The sequence below is a fragment of the Arthrobacter sp. UYCu511 genome (assembly GCF_040547105.1).
GTDB lineage: Bacteria > Actinomycetota > Actinomycetes > Actinomycetales > Micrococcaceae > Specibacter > Specibacter psychrochitiniphilus.
This window is the reverse complement of the sequence record NZ_JBEPPB010000002.1, coordinates 460,175-474,358: the sequence shown is the minus strand read 5'-3', so window position 1 is coordinate 474,358 and position 14,184 is coordinate 460,175. Positions and strand designations below refer to the sequence as shown.

12 protein-coding genes and 1 pseudogene are annotated in these 14,184 nt (G+C 60.7%); 8 read left to right on the top strand and 5 right to left on the bottom strand.

What is annotated here, in order from left to right:
- The first annotated feature begins 25 nt into the window (after positions 1–25).
- The gene (locus ABIB48_RS05435; RefSeq protein ID WP_354212393.1) at positions 26–418 is read left to right on the top strand and encodes a DUF1304 domain-containing protein; all 393 of its coding nucleotides are present in this window, start codon (positions 26–28) and stop codon (positions 416–418) included.
- Positions 419–604: 186 nt separating this feature from the next.
- Here the strand turns inward: ABIB48_RS05435 and ABIB48_RS05430 are convergent.
- Positions 605–1,078, bottom strand: a pseudogene (locus ABIB48_RS05430) (YdcF family protein); the annotation flags it as partial.
- A 690-nt stretch (positions 1,079–1,768) separates the two neighbouring features.
- Here ABIB48_RS05430 and rlmN point away from each other — a divergent pair.
- Positions 1,769–2,935, top strand: a complete 1,167-nt coding sequence (rlmN, locus tag ABIB48_RS05425; RefSeq protein WP_354212392.1) for a dual-specificity RNA methyltransferase RlmN — start codon at positions 1,769–1,771, stop codon at positions 2,933–2,935.
- A 92-nt stretch (positions 2,936–3,027) separates the two neighbouring features.
- Here the strand turns inward: rlmN and ABIB48_RS05420 are convergent, their stop codons facing one another.
- Complete coding sequence (locus ABIB48_RS05420; protein WP_354212355.1) at positions 3,028–3,783, bottom strand: peptidyl-tRNA hydrolase; 756 nt, start codon at positions 3,781–3,783, stop codon at positions 3,028–3,030.
- Between ABIB48_RS05420 and ABIB48_RS05415 the strand changes: the two genes are divergently transcribed.
- Entirely contained in the window at positions 3,782–4,987 is a 1,206-nt protein-coding gene (locus ABIB48_RS05415; RefSeq protein ID WP_315913843.1) for an aminotransferase class I/II-fold pyridoxal phosphate-dependent enzyme, read from the top strand. The two genes, ABIB48_RS05420 and ABIB48_RS05415, sit on opposite strands and share 2 nt — an antisense overlap.
- 5 nt (positions 4,988–4,992) lie before the next feature.
- Here ABIB48_RS05415 and ABIB48_RS05410 read toward each other — a convergent pair whose 3' ends face one another.
- Both ABIB48_RS05410 and purB read right to left on the bottom strand, forming a co-directional pair.
- The gene (locus tag ABIB48_RS05410) at positions 4,993–5,418 is read right to left on the bottom strand and encodes an acyl-CoA thioesterase (RefSeq protein ID WP_110105285.1); all 426 of its coding nucleotides are present in this window, start codon (positions 5,416–5,418) and stop codon (positions 4,993–4,995) included.
- A 1,037-nt stretch (positions 5,419–6,455) separates the two neighbouring features.
- Positions 6,456–7,898, bottom strand: coding sequence for an adenylosuccinate lyase (gene purB, locus ABIB48_RS05405; protein ID WP_354212354.1), 1,443 nt, complete (start codon positions 7,896–7,898; stop codon positions 6,456–6,458).
- Positions 7,899–8,061: 163 nt separating this feature from the next.
- Between purB and ABIB48_RS05400 the strand changes: the two genes are divergently transcribed.
- A complete protein-coding gene (locus tag ABIB48_RS05400; RefSeq protein ID WP_315913846.1) occupies positions 8,062–8,415 on the top strand; it encodes a WXG100 family type VII secretion target in 354 nt (117 codons plus the stop codon).
- Between the two features lie 147 nt (positions 8,416–8,562).
- The gene (locus ABIB48_RS05395; RefSeq protein ID WP_354212353.1) at positions 8,563–10,140 is read left to right on the top strand and encodes a hypothetical protein; all 1,578 of its coding nucleotides are present in this window, start codon (positions 8,563–8,565) and stop codon (positions 10,138–10,140) included.
- Positions 10,141–10,153: 13 nt separating this feature from the next.
- Here the strand turns inward: ABIB48_RS05395 and ABIB48_RS05390 are convergent, their stop codons facing one another.
- Positions 10,154–10,582: a phage holin family protein gene (locus ABIB48_RS05390; RefSeq protein WP_315913848.1), complete on the bottom strand. Its 429-nt coding sequence runs from the start codon at positions 10,580–10,582 to the stop codon at positions 10,154–10,156.
- Between the two features lie 112 nt (positions 10,583–10,694).
- Here ABIB48_RS05390 and hisC point away from each other — a divergent pair, with 112 nt between their 5' ends.
- From hisC to ABIB48_RS05375, 3 genes are all read left to right on the top strand, one after another.
- The gene (hisC, locus tag ABIB48_RS05385; RefSeq protein ID WP_354212352.1) at positions 10,695–11,813 is read left to right on the top strand and encodes a histidinol-phosphate transaminase; all 1,119 of its coding nucleotides are present in this window, start codon (positions 10,695–10,697) and stop codon (positions 11,811–11,813) included.
- Between the two features lie 163 nt (positions 11,814–11,976).
- Positions 11,977–13,212, top strand: a complete 1,236-nt coding sequence (gene pdhA, locus ABIB48_RS05380; RefSeq protein WP_110105280.1) for a pyruvate dehydrogenase (acetyl-transferring) E1 component subunit alpha — start codon at positions 11,977–11,979, stop codon at positions 13,210–13,212.
- The gene (locus ABIB48_RS05375; RefSeq protein WP_110105279.1) at positions 13,209–14,183 is read left to right on the top strand and encodes an alpha-ketoacid dehydrogenase subunit beta; all 975 of its coding nucleotides are present in this window, start codon (positions 13,209–13,211) and stop codon (positions 14,181–14,183) included. The genes pdhA and ABIB48_RS05375 overlap by 4 nt, the downstream gene beginning before the upstream one ends.
- The last annotated feature ends 1 nt before the right edge of the window (position 14,184 follow it).

The window sequence follows — 14,184 nt, the reverse complement described above, 5'->3', positions numbered from 1 at the left end:
TCACCTACACCCTGAGAAGGTCTCAATGCTCCTTGCATCCCTCGTATTCACCGCTTTGGCCGCCTTGGTCCACGTCTATATTTTCGTGTTGGAATCGCTGCGCTGGACGGCGGAGAGTACCCGGAGGACCTTCGGACTCAACGCTTCGCTGGCTCACGCAACGAAGGAAATGGCATTCAACCAAGGCTTCTACAACTTGTTTCTGGCATTGGTGGCTGCTGCTGGCATCATCGCCGCAGCCTTGGGCCACCACGGTGTGGGTGCGGCGCTGGTCTTGGCAGGGTGCGGGTCCATGGTGGCGGCTGGGATGGTCCTTCTCATTTCCTCGCCCAAGAAGGCCAAGGCCGCGGTGGTTCAGCTCGCGATGCCGGCGTTCGCCGTCGCCCTTTTGCTGTTGTGGCTGGCGGCCAGCTCGTGAGTCCCACGTAGTGCACAAGCCGGGAAGCGCAGCCGGACGCGGTGGTCCTTGGGTGGTGAGCGTGCTGGCGAGGAAGCACGCCAGTTGCTGGCTGGACATCACCAGCAGCCATGTGCCGAACACGCTCAATGCCACGAAGGGCAGGCACAGGATCAGGTGGAGTTTCTTATGTTCGCGCAGGATGGCGGCAAATTCGCGGAGGAACGCGCTGGGCAAATAATAGCGGGCCGTGGGGGAGCCCACCACCTGCGCGTCGAGCCCCAGCTTGCGGGACAGCAGCGCTGCACGGAGGACGTGGTAGTTATTCGTGACCACAACCATGGCCCCGCCCTTCCCGCGCTCGCGGGCCACCGCAGCAGAAAACTGCAGGTTCTCCGCTGTGGAGGCGGCCTTCTCCTCGGCCACCACATGGCCCGCTGGCGCCCCTGCCATGAGCAAATATTCGGCCATGGCCTCGCCCTCGGGTCGGGACTCGTTGGCACCCTGTCCACCGGAGGGAATCAACAGCGGCGCCGTCCTAGCGGGACAGTTGGGGCTGAGGGCTTCCCGGTACATCGCAAGGCCTTTGTCGAGACGTGAGCGCAGCAGGGGAGGAACCGTACCGTCGATGATCTGCGAACCGAGGATGACAACTGAATCCGGTTCGACGGTGTGTTTCATCCGCCCGTAGGCAACCGCATAAGCCAGGAACACGACGAACACCACACCAAAGTAGCTGCACAGCAAGAACAACAGTGCGGCAAAGCCAATGGCTACCGGGTTCAGTGTGGCCACGAGTAGAACTGCCAGGACGGGCAGCCCCAGTAACGCAATGCCGGCCAGCAGGGATAGCAGGTTCCCGATGCTCCGGCCCTCACGGCGCAACATGGTGACACCGTTGCTGATAAGAAACCCGGCCAGGACAATAACGGCCAGCGGGGTCAGTGCCACGATGCTGAGCGTTATCAGGGCTGTCCACGGGAACCATTGGGAGAGAATGTCGGCAACGCCCGTGAGCGTGAACCAGCAAGCAGCCACCAAGACAATTCCGTTGCGCAGCATACGGGCATCCTTGCGGCGCAAATATACGTAGGTGGCGGCAAGGATTGCGGCCAAAAACAGGGAGAACATGTCCTCAGCCTAGTTGTTTCAAGTGCCTGCCGGCGTGGCACTCCGGGTGGAGATTTCGCCGTGCGGCCAAGGCAAAAATGTGATCTTGGCGGCGGACACGGGACACTGAAGGGGAAGTAGGGGATGATGGAAAGGATGACTTCCCCCAAAAACATTCCCAGCCCCGCCGTCTCCGCTTCCGCCGCGCCCACTTCCGCCGCAACCTCCAAGCGGCGTCCTGCCCGCCGCCCGGCACAGGTCATGCCTGCCACGGAGGGCTGGGATCAGGCTAAGAACCCGCAAGGCCGCCCGCTGCTGCAGTTCAAGTCCCCGCGCGTCTCTCAGCCACCGGTGCACCTGGCGGATATGACGTTGCCCGAACGTGAGGCGAAGTTCAAGGAGATGGGCCTGCCGGCGTTCCGTGCCAAGCAGCTCTCCGTGCACTACTTCCAGCACTACACCACCGATCCCGAGCGCATGAGTGACCTGCCCAAGGACCGCCGCGCCGAGATCACCGAGACCATGTTCCCGAAGTTGCTGACCGAGATCAAGCGCCTCACCACGGACAACGGGGACACCGTGAAGTTCCTGTGGCGCCTCTTTGACGGTTCCCTCGTGGAGTCCGTGCTCATGCGTTACCCCGGCCGGATCACCCTGTGCGTGTCCAGCCAGTGCGGTTGCGGCATGAACTGCCCGTTCTGCGCCACGGGCCAGGCCGGGTTGACCCGCAACATGTCCACGGCGGAGATCCTGGACCAGATTGTCCAGGCCAACCGCGTGATTGCCGAGGGCGGGTTGGGGAACCTGCGCCGCGATGGCGGGCACGACGCCGACCGGGTCACCAACATTGTCTTCATGGGCATGGGTGAGCCGCTTGCGAACTACAAGCGCGTCATGAACGCCGTGCACCGCATGGTTGCCGAAGCCCCCGAGGGTCTGGGCATGTCCGCCCGCGGCATCACCGTATCCACCGTGGGCCTGGCCCCGGCCATCAGGAAGCTGGCGGAAGAAGGTGTGGCCATCACCTTCGCGCTCTCCCTCCACGCCCCGGATGATGAGCTGCGCGACGAGCTGATCCCTGTCAACGACAAGTGGAAGGTGGATGAGGTGCTGGACGCCGCGTACAACTACTACAAGGTCACCGGCCGCCGCGTGTCCATTGAATACGCGCTGATCAAGGACATGAATGATCACCCCTGGCGTGCCGAGATGCTCGCCAAGAAGCTCAACGCGCGCGGCCGCGGCTGGGTCCACGTGAACCCGATCCCGCTGAACCCCACCCCCGGCTCCATTTGGACCTCCTCCGAGCCGGCTGTCATGGCGGAGTTCATCAACACGCTGATCGATCTGGGCGTGCCCACCACGCTGCGCGATACCCGCGGCAAGGAGATCGACGGCGCCTGCGGCCAGCTCGCCGCCGCCGAGTAGCGCTGACGCAACTGATCCACAGCGCAACTAAAGAACGACGCCGGAACTTAGGTTCCGGCGTCGTTCTTTACGTTATGCGGTGGTTGGGCCCGCTAGCGCACCTTGGTGGCGCTCACATAGGCGGTGGTGGAACCGGGCTCAATCTCGGTCCGGCCCGCGTCCTGAATGACGGGCCCGGCTGACTTCCGTGCACCCTTGCGGAACTCCTTCGCCGGGAGCTCAAGCACGCTCAACGGGAAACCGTCGGCCACCCAGGCCTCCACCGTGCCGGGTTTGGATTCCAAAACCCACGCAAAGAGTGCGTGGGCGGCCTGGGCGGCGGCCTTGCCCGTGGACATCTCCAGGGAGGCGTTGAGTACAATCGTCAACGGTGCCGGCGGCAGCGGTTCGCCGCGGGGCAGCTGGGTGCCGGAAACCTGCAGCTTGGCCAGCAGCTTCGGCAGTGCGGCGGCGGGCATGGGTGGCAGACCCGCGGCGCGTCCTTCGCCAACTTCGGCTAGCGCATGCTCCGGGAACGCTGCGAGCACCTTGGCGAACATTTTTGCGTCGGCCCGGCGCACCGTCTTGCCGAATGCCGCGGAGGACCAATCCTGCCAATCCGGGTTCTCGGGGTCGCGCAGGAACGCCTGAACGGAGGCCAGGGCGGCAGCCGCAATACCGTGGTGTTCCCCTGCCGGATCTTCCCGGTCCACCAGCAAAATGATGGGTTGAATCAATTCTTCATCGCTGCGTTGCGTGTATTCACTCACCCCACCAGCGTAGGGGTAATGCTTGCTGCGTGTGACAAGCTTGGATCCTGGCCGTGATTCCACCGGCCGTTCCAGCTGCAGCATCCAAGGAGTTCCCATGACCAAGCCGCTCACTGTTGCCAGCCGTGCCCAAGTACCGCCCTTTCAGGTCATGGACATCCTGGCACGCGTGGCCGAACTGCGTGCCGAGGGGCGGGACGTCATTTCACTGTGCGCAGGGGAACCCGGCAGTGGCGCGCCGGCGGAGGTCTCGGCCGCAGCAGCCGCGATCCACGCGGCCGGAACACCACTGACATACACCCCTGCGCTGGGCATCGCCGAGCTTCGCGAGGCCATCTCCGGACACTACCGGCGCTGGTACGGGCTCGCTGTCCCGGCGCGGAACGTGGCCGTCACCACCGGCTCCTCCGGCGCCTTTGTGCTGACTTTCCTCTCAGCCTTCAACGCCGGTGACCGTGTAGCCCTGGCCCGGCCAGGTTACCCGGCATATAAGAACATCCTGAGTTCGCTGGGTGTGGAAGTGGTGGAGCTGGACTGCGGCCCCGAATCCCGCTTCCAGCCCACACCAGCACAACTTGAGCAGGCAGTACGCACACACGGACCGTTGAGCGGGCTAATGCTGGCTTCCCCCGCAAACCCCACCGGAACCATGGTGTCCAAACCGGAGCTCGAAGCACTCACCCGGTGGTGTGCGGATGCGGGAGTACGCCTCATCAGCGACGAAATTTACCACGGCATCGCATACCCGGAATCCGGTGCGGAGAACCCGCGCGGAGTGTGCGCTTGGGAACTTGACCGCTGCGCCGTCGTGATTTCCAGCTTCTCCAAATACTGGGGCATGACGGGCTGGCGGCTGGGTTGGGCCATTGTGCCCGATGACCTCATCGACACCGTGGATGCACTCGCTGGGAACGTGGCCCTGTGCCCACCAGCTCCCGCCCAGATGGCGGCCGTGGCGGCGTTCAGCGAGGCGTCCTATGAGGCGGCCGATAATTTTGTGGCCGAATATGCCCGTACTCGGGAGTATTTGCTGGCCAACCTTGACCGGTTGGGGTGGGGCGATGCTGCGCCCGCGGACGGCGCTTTTTACCTCTACGCAAACCTAGGTGCAGCCATGGACGGATTTGCCGATTCGGCTGCGTATTGTGCGGCGTTGCTGGAATCGGCAGGGGTTGCGGTTGTGCCCGGGCTGGACTTTGATTCGGTGGCCGGAACGGACACGGTCAGGCTGAGTTTTGCTGGCGGGTACAGCACCGTCCGCGAAGGTTTCGAGCGGATCGTTGCCTTCCAGCAGGAACGGTAGAGGCGCTACTGGTCAACTTCTTTTAGGTGCATGGGCAACCTGTCGCGGTCGTAGGTGATGCAGTCATAACCGTGGGCAGCAGGGTTGCCGTCAGAGCCCAAGTTCACGAACACAATCTTTTCGATGGTCAGGATTGATTTCCGCGTGAACATGTTGCGTACTTCGGCGCGCATTGTCAATGAAGTGCGGCCAAAATGAGTGGCTGTCAGGCCCATCTCAATGAGATCGCCCTTGACAGCGGACGAGACAAAATTGATCTCCGACATGTATTTAGTCACTGCCATGCCGTTGCCGAGTTGGACGATCGCATAGATGGCCGCTTCCTCATCGATCCAGCGCAGCAGGCTGCCGCCGAAGAGGGTGCCGTTGGCGTTGAGGTCCTCCGGGCGGACCCATTTGCGCGTGTGGAAAGTAATATCACCATTGTTCATACAGCCAAACCTAACGGCGAACACTGCTCGCGGCCCCGGATTGTCGTCGGAAACACAGCATGGGGTGTGCCACAGTGGCCGGGAATCCTCAGTGTTCATTCCTTTCAAAGCTGCAGCCGCCGGGACCTTGTTCACAAAACTCGTTGTTGCCCTTTTGCGCGGATTCCTGAACTGGAAGTTTGGATCCATGGAAAGGAAAAACCATGGATGATTCTTTTGGCCCCAATGACCACGGTACCTGCGAGAATGAGGCTGATCGAGAGTTTCTTCAGCTGAGAAATTCAATGGGAACCCCTCGCTACAACGAATGCCCAGTGTGCTTCCTGGTACGAGTCATAGCAATGCTGGAGCCTGCGGGTTTCACCATGACCCAAGTATTTCGGACAACTAATGCCCCACGTGCCACCAATCTCGGCGAACGGCTATCACACCTGGGCATTTACGGTGATGCCCAGCTCCTCCAGACCGGTGTCGTAGCCAATTCGACGATTTGGGAGGTTGAACGCTGTGCTGACTGCGGTATTCCCTTGGGGGCGCCGAATTGCTTCTGAGTCCGTAAGGGATCCACGCAGCCGTGGCCGTTTTAGGTAACAGTGGTTCGCACGGCTCGGCACTTGAATCCGCCCACTTGCCGATTCCGTTAGGAATGACACTCACTACTCTCGGCGTGATGGTGCTCGGAGCATATGTCTTCGATCGCGTTTCACGGCGGAAGAAAAACGGGGCCGCATCGGTCTCTATCGATTCAGGAAACCACCTATTATCGAACGTTGGTGCGGCGCCGGCGAAACGCTCAATTGCCACTGAACTTGCACTTCTATCTGAACTATCTTCACAAGGGGCTCTCTCCGCGGCCGAATTTTAAGCGGCTAAGCGCCGTGTCCTCCATAACTGATCCTTGAGTTGCCGCGCCTAGCTTCCATAAACGACGGCGGCACCCAAGGTGCGCTTGATGCGGCGGATTCTAGAACTCGCCTGCGCAAACTTCAGTGCCGCCGTCGTACTTCATCTTCGCCAAAAAAACGGCGGAGGGGGTGTTACTTGTTCAGGTGGTCCACCAAGGACTCTGCGATGCCGATGTACTTGCCAGGGGTGAGGTCCAACAGGCGGGCCTGCGCCTCCGCGGAGAGGCCCAATCCGGAGACGAACTCCTGCATGCGGTCCGCGTCCACGCGGTGGCCGCGGGTCAGGTCCTTCAGGCGCTCGTAAGGATCTTCCATGCCCTCAACACCGGCGATGGCCTCGGCGCGCATGACCATCTGGATGGCCTCGGCGAGGACTTCCCAGTTGTGGTCAAGGTCGTCGGCCAGCACGGCCTCTGCGGTGTCTAGGCGGCCCAGGCCGCCCAAAACATTGTTGATGGCGAGTACGGAGTGGCCAAAGGCTACGCCAATGTTGCGCTGGCTAGAGGAGTCTGTGAGGTCGCGCTGCCAGCGGCTCGTGACCAAAGTGGCGCCCAGAGTGTCAAGTAGTGCGTTGGAGATCTCAAGGTTGGCCTCGGCGTTTTCGAAGCGGATCGGGTTGACCTTGTGCGGCATGGTGGAGGAACCTGTGGCGCCGGGAACCGGAACCTGGGCGAAGTAGCCGATGGAAATGTAGCTCCACACATCAGTGCACAGGTTGTGCAGGATGCGGTTGAAGCGTGCCATATCGGCGTACAGCTCAGCCTGCCAGTCGTGCGATTCGATCTGGGTAGTCAGCGGGTTCCAAGTCAGGCCCAGGGACTCAACGAAGGACTTGGCAACCGCTTCCCAGTCAGCTGTGGGAACGGAAGCGTAATGGGCGGCATAGGTGCCGGTGGCGCCATTGATCTTGCCCAAGATTTCGGTTTTGGCAATGCGGTCCAGCTGGCGGGTCAGGCGGAAGGCGGTGACAGCCAATTCCTTGCCCAAGGTGGTGGGCGTGGCCGGCTGGCCATGCGTGCGGGAGAGCATGGGGACGGCGCGGTTTTCCTCAGCCATCGAGGCGATCTTGGCGACCAGGGTCCGGGCTGCGGGTAGCCAGACGTCCTCGACGGCGCCCTTGACGCCTACGGCGTATGAGAGGTTATTGATGTCTTCGCTGGTGCAGCCAAAGTGGACCAGGGGCTTGAGGCGCTCCAAGCCCAGGGCGGCAAGACGGTTGCCAATGAAGTATTCCACGGCCTTGACGTCGTGGACCGTGACCTTTTCAATGTCGGCCAGTTCTTTGACGGATTCGGCGTCGAACTCGGTGACGATGCCGCGCAGGCCAGCCTGCTGCTCAGCGGTCAGCGGCTCGGTACCGGGCAGCACGTTGTTGTTGGTCAGGTGGATGAACCACTCGACTTCAACACCCACGCGGTCGCGGTTCAGGGCGGCCTCGGAGAGGTAGTCAACCAAAGGTGCAACAGCACCGAAATAGCGGCCATCGAGGGGGCCCAGAGCGATGCGCTCAGAGGAGGCGGCCAGGGACTTACGGCCGGAAGGGATGCGGGCTGTGGCGTTTGCGGAATCAGACATGGTGCCAATTCTTCCATGAACCGCCAATTCCTCCACAGCGGTGGCTTCCTCCCGGACGGGCCACAATCCAAGGCAGGGATGTAGCGCAAGTAAAGAGTGGACTTTTAGGCTGGTAACACGGGGGCATTTCGGGAGAGTTTTCTTAAAAAAGGTGGTGCCGCAGATGGCAGGGGCAGGAGATTTTCTTGGTGGACCGGGAGCCAGGGCTGGACCGCCGCCAGATGCTGTGGCGGCACTGGCCCAGAGGCTGGCAGGAATCGCAGCTGATATTGAGGGCCTCCGGCTGCAACTGTGCCAGCTAGTTTCTGTGGATTGGAAGTCGCCGGCGGCAGCTGCTTTCCGAGATGCGCTGACCGAACGGAACATGGCGATACTGGCCGTGGTCAGGGCCATTGAGAATGCAGCGGATGAGACTCGCAGCTATGGGCATTTCTTAAGCACCAGTGCGCAGTCATGCCTGCGCCCGGGCCTAGACGGGCCGCAGACTGGCGGAATCGTGTGGGTGCCGCCGAGATGAGCCGAGTAGAAGGGTGGCATTTCCCGTGACGGGTTAAATCGTGGGTCTTACTGCCAGCGCCGGTGACAGTGCCCGTGCCGTGGGATGGCCCGTGCCAAGGTGCGGGAACAGTAGGGCAGCGAAAAGCCGGGGTGGAGGGTGGAGGATATGGCTGAAGAATATAAGGAGCGGACAGTGTTTTCCGTTGAGGGCGGCCCAGGATCCGTCAGCTACACACTGGCGGAGATTGCTGGGGCCGGTGTCGAGTTGGGCCAGCTAGCCAGAGATATGCTCTCGCTCGTGGAGCGAATACAGGCGGAATGGTTTTGGCTAAACGGAGCTGCTGCGGGAGCAGCGCCCTATCCCCACGGCCCACTTGACGCACTGCTCAATGCGCTGTGGGCCGGCAGGCGTGTGCAGGAAGACACCGCCGCACTTGCCCGCAAGACGGCTCAAGCGGGTGCTAGTTATGCTGCCGCGGAAGCGCGCAATGCAGCCATCACGGCACGGCTGGAAAGTCTTGCTGCACTTCGTCAGGGCCTCCATGCTGGCTCGTTGGGCCCGCTGGCACTCTTTGGAGTTGCCCAAAACATCGCGACGTCGTTACGCAAGCCAGGAACCGGGTTGCGGGATGTGGTGGAGAAGATTCTCAATGATGCCGGACCCTACGGCGCAGGCCTATTGGGTCCGGGCTTTGGGATGGCGTACCTGCTCTCCCAACTCCGGGGGCAGGGGACCAGCACGCCCGGAGTTAAGCAGGCGTTTGTGCTCCGAAAACTATTTGATACGGCCGGATTGGCCCATCCCGGTCATATGGTGGTTCGGCAGCTTCCGGCGCAGGAATGGGACTCTGCTGAGCCTTCCTTCCCGTCAGGGCATGCCTCCTCGACCGAGGGCCGGCCTTGGACGGTCAAAGCAAGTATTGAGGGCCTGCTGGATGGAAGTAACGACGCCTACAAATATCCGCCCGGGTCCATCGGGGTGGTACGTGTTCAGCGGCCCGACGGCACTCCGGTTTGGTTGGTCCACCTTCCGGGAACTGAAGACTGGTCCACGGTGGATAGTGCCAACCCCTTCGATATGGAAGGGAACTTGGAGGGGCTGACAGCTGCCCAAGCAGAAGCATTCAAACAACAGGAAGTGCTGATGCAGCAGCTCATCAAGGAATCTCTCAGGGCTGCGGGGGCCTTGCCAGGGGAAGAAGTGCTCCTCACCGGCCACAGCGGCGGCGGCATCCATGCTGCGGCGGCGGCCGCAGATTCGGCTTTTCTGGCCGAGGTCAATGTGAAGATGATAGTCATTGCAGGAGCACCTGCACGGAACGCGGAGGTTCCCGCCAGTACAGCTGTGCTGGATCTGCAAAATGAGCACGATCTCGTGACGGCAGCAGACTTCGGCCCACCCGCCCCAACTCCCAACTGGGTGACGGTGACTTCTCACCGGCCCCCTCTGCCCGAGGGGACGGATTTGGGGGACATCCTCAAGGAAGCCCACTCCCTCGACAACTATCTTGACGACGCCGCAGCCCTAGACAATCCCGAAAATTCGGCAACTGACGGATCCAGAGAGGCCATCAAAACAATTTTGGGCGCTGGCGTTGCTGGAGCGGCAGTGGCAGGGACAAAATGGGTTTTCCAAGGGAAGGACGTCGACGATCAGCCCAGGTCCGGAACAAAATCCGAAAAAGGGGCCGGGACGAAGAACAAAAGTGAAAAAAGTGACCGCTACAAACTCGGCGTCCGTTAGAGGCAGGAAGTTCTTAGTGCCGAGTATCGTTCTTTCTCAGGTTCCCAGTCAGCATGGACACCACGCTGATGATGAGCGCGGCGAAGATGGCTGTCCAGAAGAAGTTATCAATGCTGAAATCGACCGGCGTATAACTACTTAGCAAAGCCGTTAGCCACAACATGGCAGCGTTGATAACGATCGTGAACAAACCCAATGTCAGAATAGTCACCGGTAAAGACAGCAGTCTCACAATCGGTTTCACCAGCGCATTAACTACCCCAAATACCAGGCCGATGAACAAATACCCCAAGACCGTATTGACGGTAGCCGCAGTGCCTTCGGGGCCGCCCAAATTGGACTCAAGAACCGCTGCGGACGCGATGTGCATGCCGGGCAGGATCCAGCTGGCAAGCCACAGCCCAACGGCGTTGATGACTACTTGAATGATGAATCGTCGCATGTCCCCATGGTTACATAGTCCAGCAGCAGACGGCTGCAATGAATCCTTTTCTAGCACCCTCCCCGGGCTCACTCCGCTCGCGTAGGGCCCCTCGGCCGCTACGCTTGGGGGTATGACTGAGATGAATGCTGCCAATTCTTCGGTGCGGCCTCGCCCTGTAGTTGCCCGCCTGCCTAAATACGCTGCGGGAAAGCCGCCGGAAGACGTCCCTGGGCTGGAAAGCTTCAAATTGTCTTCCAATGAAAACCCGCTAGGTCCGGTCCCTGCAGTTCTGGACGCGATCCGCAACGCCACGGATGTCCACCGTTACCCGGACCCGAGTAGCACTGGACTACGCACGGCGCTCGGCGCATTCTTGAACGTGTCAGCTGATGACATTGTCACAGGCACAGGAAGTCTCGGGGCGCTGGATCAGATCCTTGCGGCCTTTGCTGGACAAAATGAGAACGGCGTGCAGGACGAGGTTGTCTACGCGTGGCGGTCCTTCGAGGCTTACCCCATTTCTGTTGGGCTTGCCGGCGCCAAGAGTGTTCAGGTCCCGGTCCGCGCTGATGGCAGCCACGATCTCAAAGCAATGGCTGGCGCCGTCACCAACAACACCAAGGTAGTGCTGTTGTGCACGCCCAACAACCCCACCGGCACCGTGCTGCGTACGGAGGAAACAGAAGAGTTCATCCGTAGCATTCCCCAAGACGTCGTAGTAGTCATCGACGAGGCCTACCAGGAGTTTGTCCGTGCGGAAGATGCCGTCAGTGGCCTGGATTTGTACCGTAAGTACCCCAATGTGATTGCCCTTAGGACATTCTCCAAGGCGCATGGGCTGGCTGGGTTGCGGGTTGGATATTCAATTTCACAGCCTTGGATCAGCCAATATTTGCGCGCCGCCGCAACACCGTTTGCCGTCTCCGGAATCGGAGAAGCCGCAGCGGTCGCCTCGCTGGAAAACAATGACCAGGTTGTGGAAAGAGTACAAAGCCTGGTGGAGGAACGTGACCGCGTTGTGGCGGGCCTGGAGAAACTGGGATGGGAGATTCCCGATGCCCAGGGCAACTTTGTGTGGCTGGCATTGGGTGCCAATAGTCAAGAGTTTGCAACATTGGCACAGAGCCACGGCCTCTCATTGAGGGCCTTTGGTGATGAGGGCGTGCGGGTCAGCATCGGGGAAACGGCAGCAAACACACGATTCCTTGAAATCTGTGCTTCCTATACAAAAGAGCCACGGCGTTCCTAGCGATTAACAAAGGCAGGTTTTGCCGGGCTCTACCGATACAGTTGTAAATCGAAAACGTATATATATGCGCCCCCCGGAATGCATTCCGTAGGTGGCATATATCGGTACCAACGAGTCGAGGCGGGGCGCTTGAAGCCCTGGGTTTGGCAGACGAGGAGACAGCATGGGCACCGCCCAGCAAGCTGACACAGGCAATTCGCGCACCAGTGCCCAGGCATCGACGCGCCCACAAGCGGGGACCTCAGCCGGCGTCCTGCGCGCAGCCACAGTGGGCCCAGATGAGGCAGTCCAGCTCCTTGATGAGCATGGCGCCATTCATCACGACGCCACCTTTAGCCCTTACATTGAGAAGCTGGACCCTGAAGTTGTGCGTGGTTTCTACCGCGACATGGCAATCGTGCGCCGTTTCGACACGGAAGCAACCGCCCTCCAGCGGCAAGGTGAGCTGGCCCTGTGGGTTCCTGTTATTGGCCAAGAAGCCGCCCAAATTGGTTCCGGCCGTGCCATGAACAAGGCCGACTATGCCTTCCCCACGTACCGTGAGCACGGGGTGGCGTTGACGCGCGGCTTGGACTTGGCAGATCTCTTGAAGCTCTTCCGGGGCATTTCCAATGGCGGCTGGGATCCTCGCGAGACCAACTTCCATCTCTACACGCTGGTGCTCGCCGCGCAGACATTGCACGCAGTGGGCTATGCGATGGGCATCTCGCGAGATCTGGCAGCTGACCCCACAACCGAGCCGGCCGCCGTGGTCGCTTACTTTGGTGACGGTTCCAGCAGTGAGGGTGACGTTCACGAATCCATGGTGTTCGCCGCTTCCTACGACGCCCCCGTGGTATTTTTCTGCCAAAACAACAACTGGGCTATCTCCGTTCCCTTCGAGGTTCAGTCCAAGGTTCCGCTGGTCAACCGCGCCGCCGGATATGGCATCCCGGGCGTTCGCGTTGACGGTAACGATGTTCTGGCCGTCTACGCCGTGACCCGATGGGCGCTGGAGCATGCCCGCGATGGCCATGGCCCCGTATTCATCGAAGCCTCCACTTACCGCGTGGGCGCACACACCACGGCCGATGACCCCACCAAATACCGTATGAGTGCTGAAGAAGAGTTGTGGAAAACCCGGGACCCATTGGACCGGCTAGAAACGTACCTGCGTGCCGCAGGATTGGCTGATGAGGCCTTCTTTGAACAGGTAACGAACGACGGCGACGAGCTGGCTGCCCATGTCCGCCGCGCCACATTGGCGATGGGTGGGGCGGATATTCGCCAAAAGTTTGCCACGGTCTATGCGCAGGCCCACCCTCTGGTGGCCGAAGAGCTGGCCTGGTTTGAAAACTATGAGGCGTCCTTTGCTGAGGAAAATACCGAGAATTCGCAGACCCAGGGCGGCGCAGCATGAGCACAATGACCATTGCCAAGGCCATCAACGAAGGTCTGCGCGCAACACTTGCCAATGATCCCAAGAGCTTCCTCATGGGTGAGGACATTGGTTCTCTGGGCGGGGTCTACCGTGTGACGGAAGGCCTGAAAAAGGAATTTGGCGCCCACCGTGTCATGGACACGCCGCTGGCGGAATCCGGCATTATTGGGACCGCCTTGGGCATGGCTTTGCGCGGCCACCGCCCCATCTGCGAGATTCAATTTGACGGTTTTGTGTTCCCGGCGTTCAACCAGATCACCACGCAGCTGGCTAAAATTCATACCCGCTCCGACGGCCAGCTCAGCGCCCCAGTGGTCATCCGTATCCCCTACGGTGGCGGTATTGGCTCCATTGAGCACCACTCTGAATCTCCCGAGGCGCTCTTTGCCCACACTCCGGGGCTGCGTATCATCACCCCCTCCAACGCAAATGACGCCTACTGGATGATCCAGCAGGCCGTTGAGTGCAAGGATCCGGTGATCTTCTTTGAACCCAAGCGCCGCTACTGGCTCAAGGGTGAGGTCAATACGCAGGAGAGCCCGGGGGATCCGTTCAAGGCACATGTAGTGCGCGAAGGTAGCGACGCCACCCTTGTGGCCTACGGCCCGCTGGTCCCCGTGGCCCTGGCTGCTGCCAACGCGGCTGCCGAGGATGGTCACAGTGTGGAAGTCATTGACCTGCGCTCCATCTCCCCGATCGACTTTGACACCATTGAAGCGTCCGTGAAGAAGACTGGCCGCCTGGTTGTGGCCCACGAGGCTCCAACTTTTGGTGGCATTGGCGGGGAAATTTCCGCACGCATCAGTGAGCGTTGTTTTTACTCGCTGGAGGCACCTGCCATCCGCGTGGGTGGCTTCCATATGCCGTACCCGGTAGCCCGAGTTGAAGAGCACTACTTGCCGGACATTGACCGCATGTTGGAGGCGCTGGACCGCGCCTTCGCATACTAGG

Excerpts from the sequence above, each read along its gene's own strand:
- ABIB48_RS05435 (WP_354212393.1), top strand. The coding sequence starts at position 26 with ATGCTCCTTGCATCCCTCGTATTCACCGCTTTGGCCGCCTTGGTCCAC.
- rlmN (WP_354212392.1), top strand. The coding sequence starts at position 1,769 with ATGCCTGCCACGGAGGGCTGGGATCAGGCTAAGAACCCGCAAGGCCGC.
- ABIB48_RS05415 (WP_315913843.1), top strand. The coding sequence starts at position 3,782 with ATGACCAAGCCGCTCACTGTTGCCAGCCGTGCCCAAGTACCGCCCTTT.
- ABIB48_RS05420 (WP_354212355.1), bottom strand. The coding sequence starts at position 3,783 with ATGGGAACTCCTTGGATGCTGCAGCTGGAACGGCCGGTGGAATCACGG.
- ABIB48_RS05410 (WP_110105285.1), bottom strand. The coding sequence starts at position 5,418 with ATGAACAATGGTGATATTACTTTCCACACGCGCAAATGGGTCCGCCCG.
- purB (WP_354212354.1), bottom strand. The coding sequence starts at position 7,898 with ATGTCTGATTCCGCAAACGCCACAGCCCGCATCCCTTCCGGCCGTAAG.
- ABIB48_RS05400 (WP_315913846.1), top strand. The coding sequence starts at position 8,062 with ATGGCAGGGGCAGGAGATTTTCTTGGTGGACCGGGAGCCAGGGCTGGA.
- ABIB48_RS05395 (WP_354212353.1), top strand. The coding sequence starts at position 8,563 with ATGGCTGAAGAATATAAGGAGCGGACAGTGTTTTCCGTTGAGGGCGGC.
- ABIB48_RS05390 (WP_315913848.1), bottom strand. The coding sequence starts at position 10,582 with ATGCGACGATTCATCATTCAAGTAGTCATCAACGCCGTTGGGCTGTGG.
- hisC (WP_354212352.1), top strand. The coding sequence starts at position 10,695 with ATGACTGAGATGAATGCTGCCAATTCTTCGGTGCGGCCTCGCCCTGTA.
- pdhA (WP_110105280.1), top strand. The coding sequence starts at position 11,977 with ATGGGCACCGCCCAGCAAGCTGACACAGGCAATTCGCGCACCAGTGCC.
- ABIB48_RS05375 (WP_110105279.1), top strand. The coding sequence starts at position 13,209 with ATGAGCACAATGACCATTGCCAAGGCCATCAACGAAGGTCTGCGCGCA.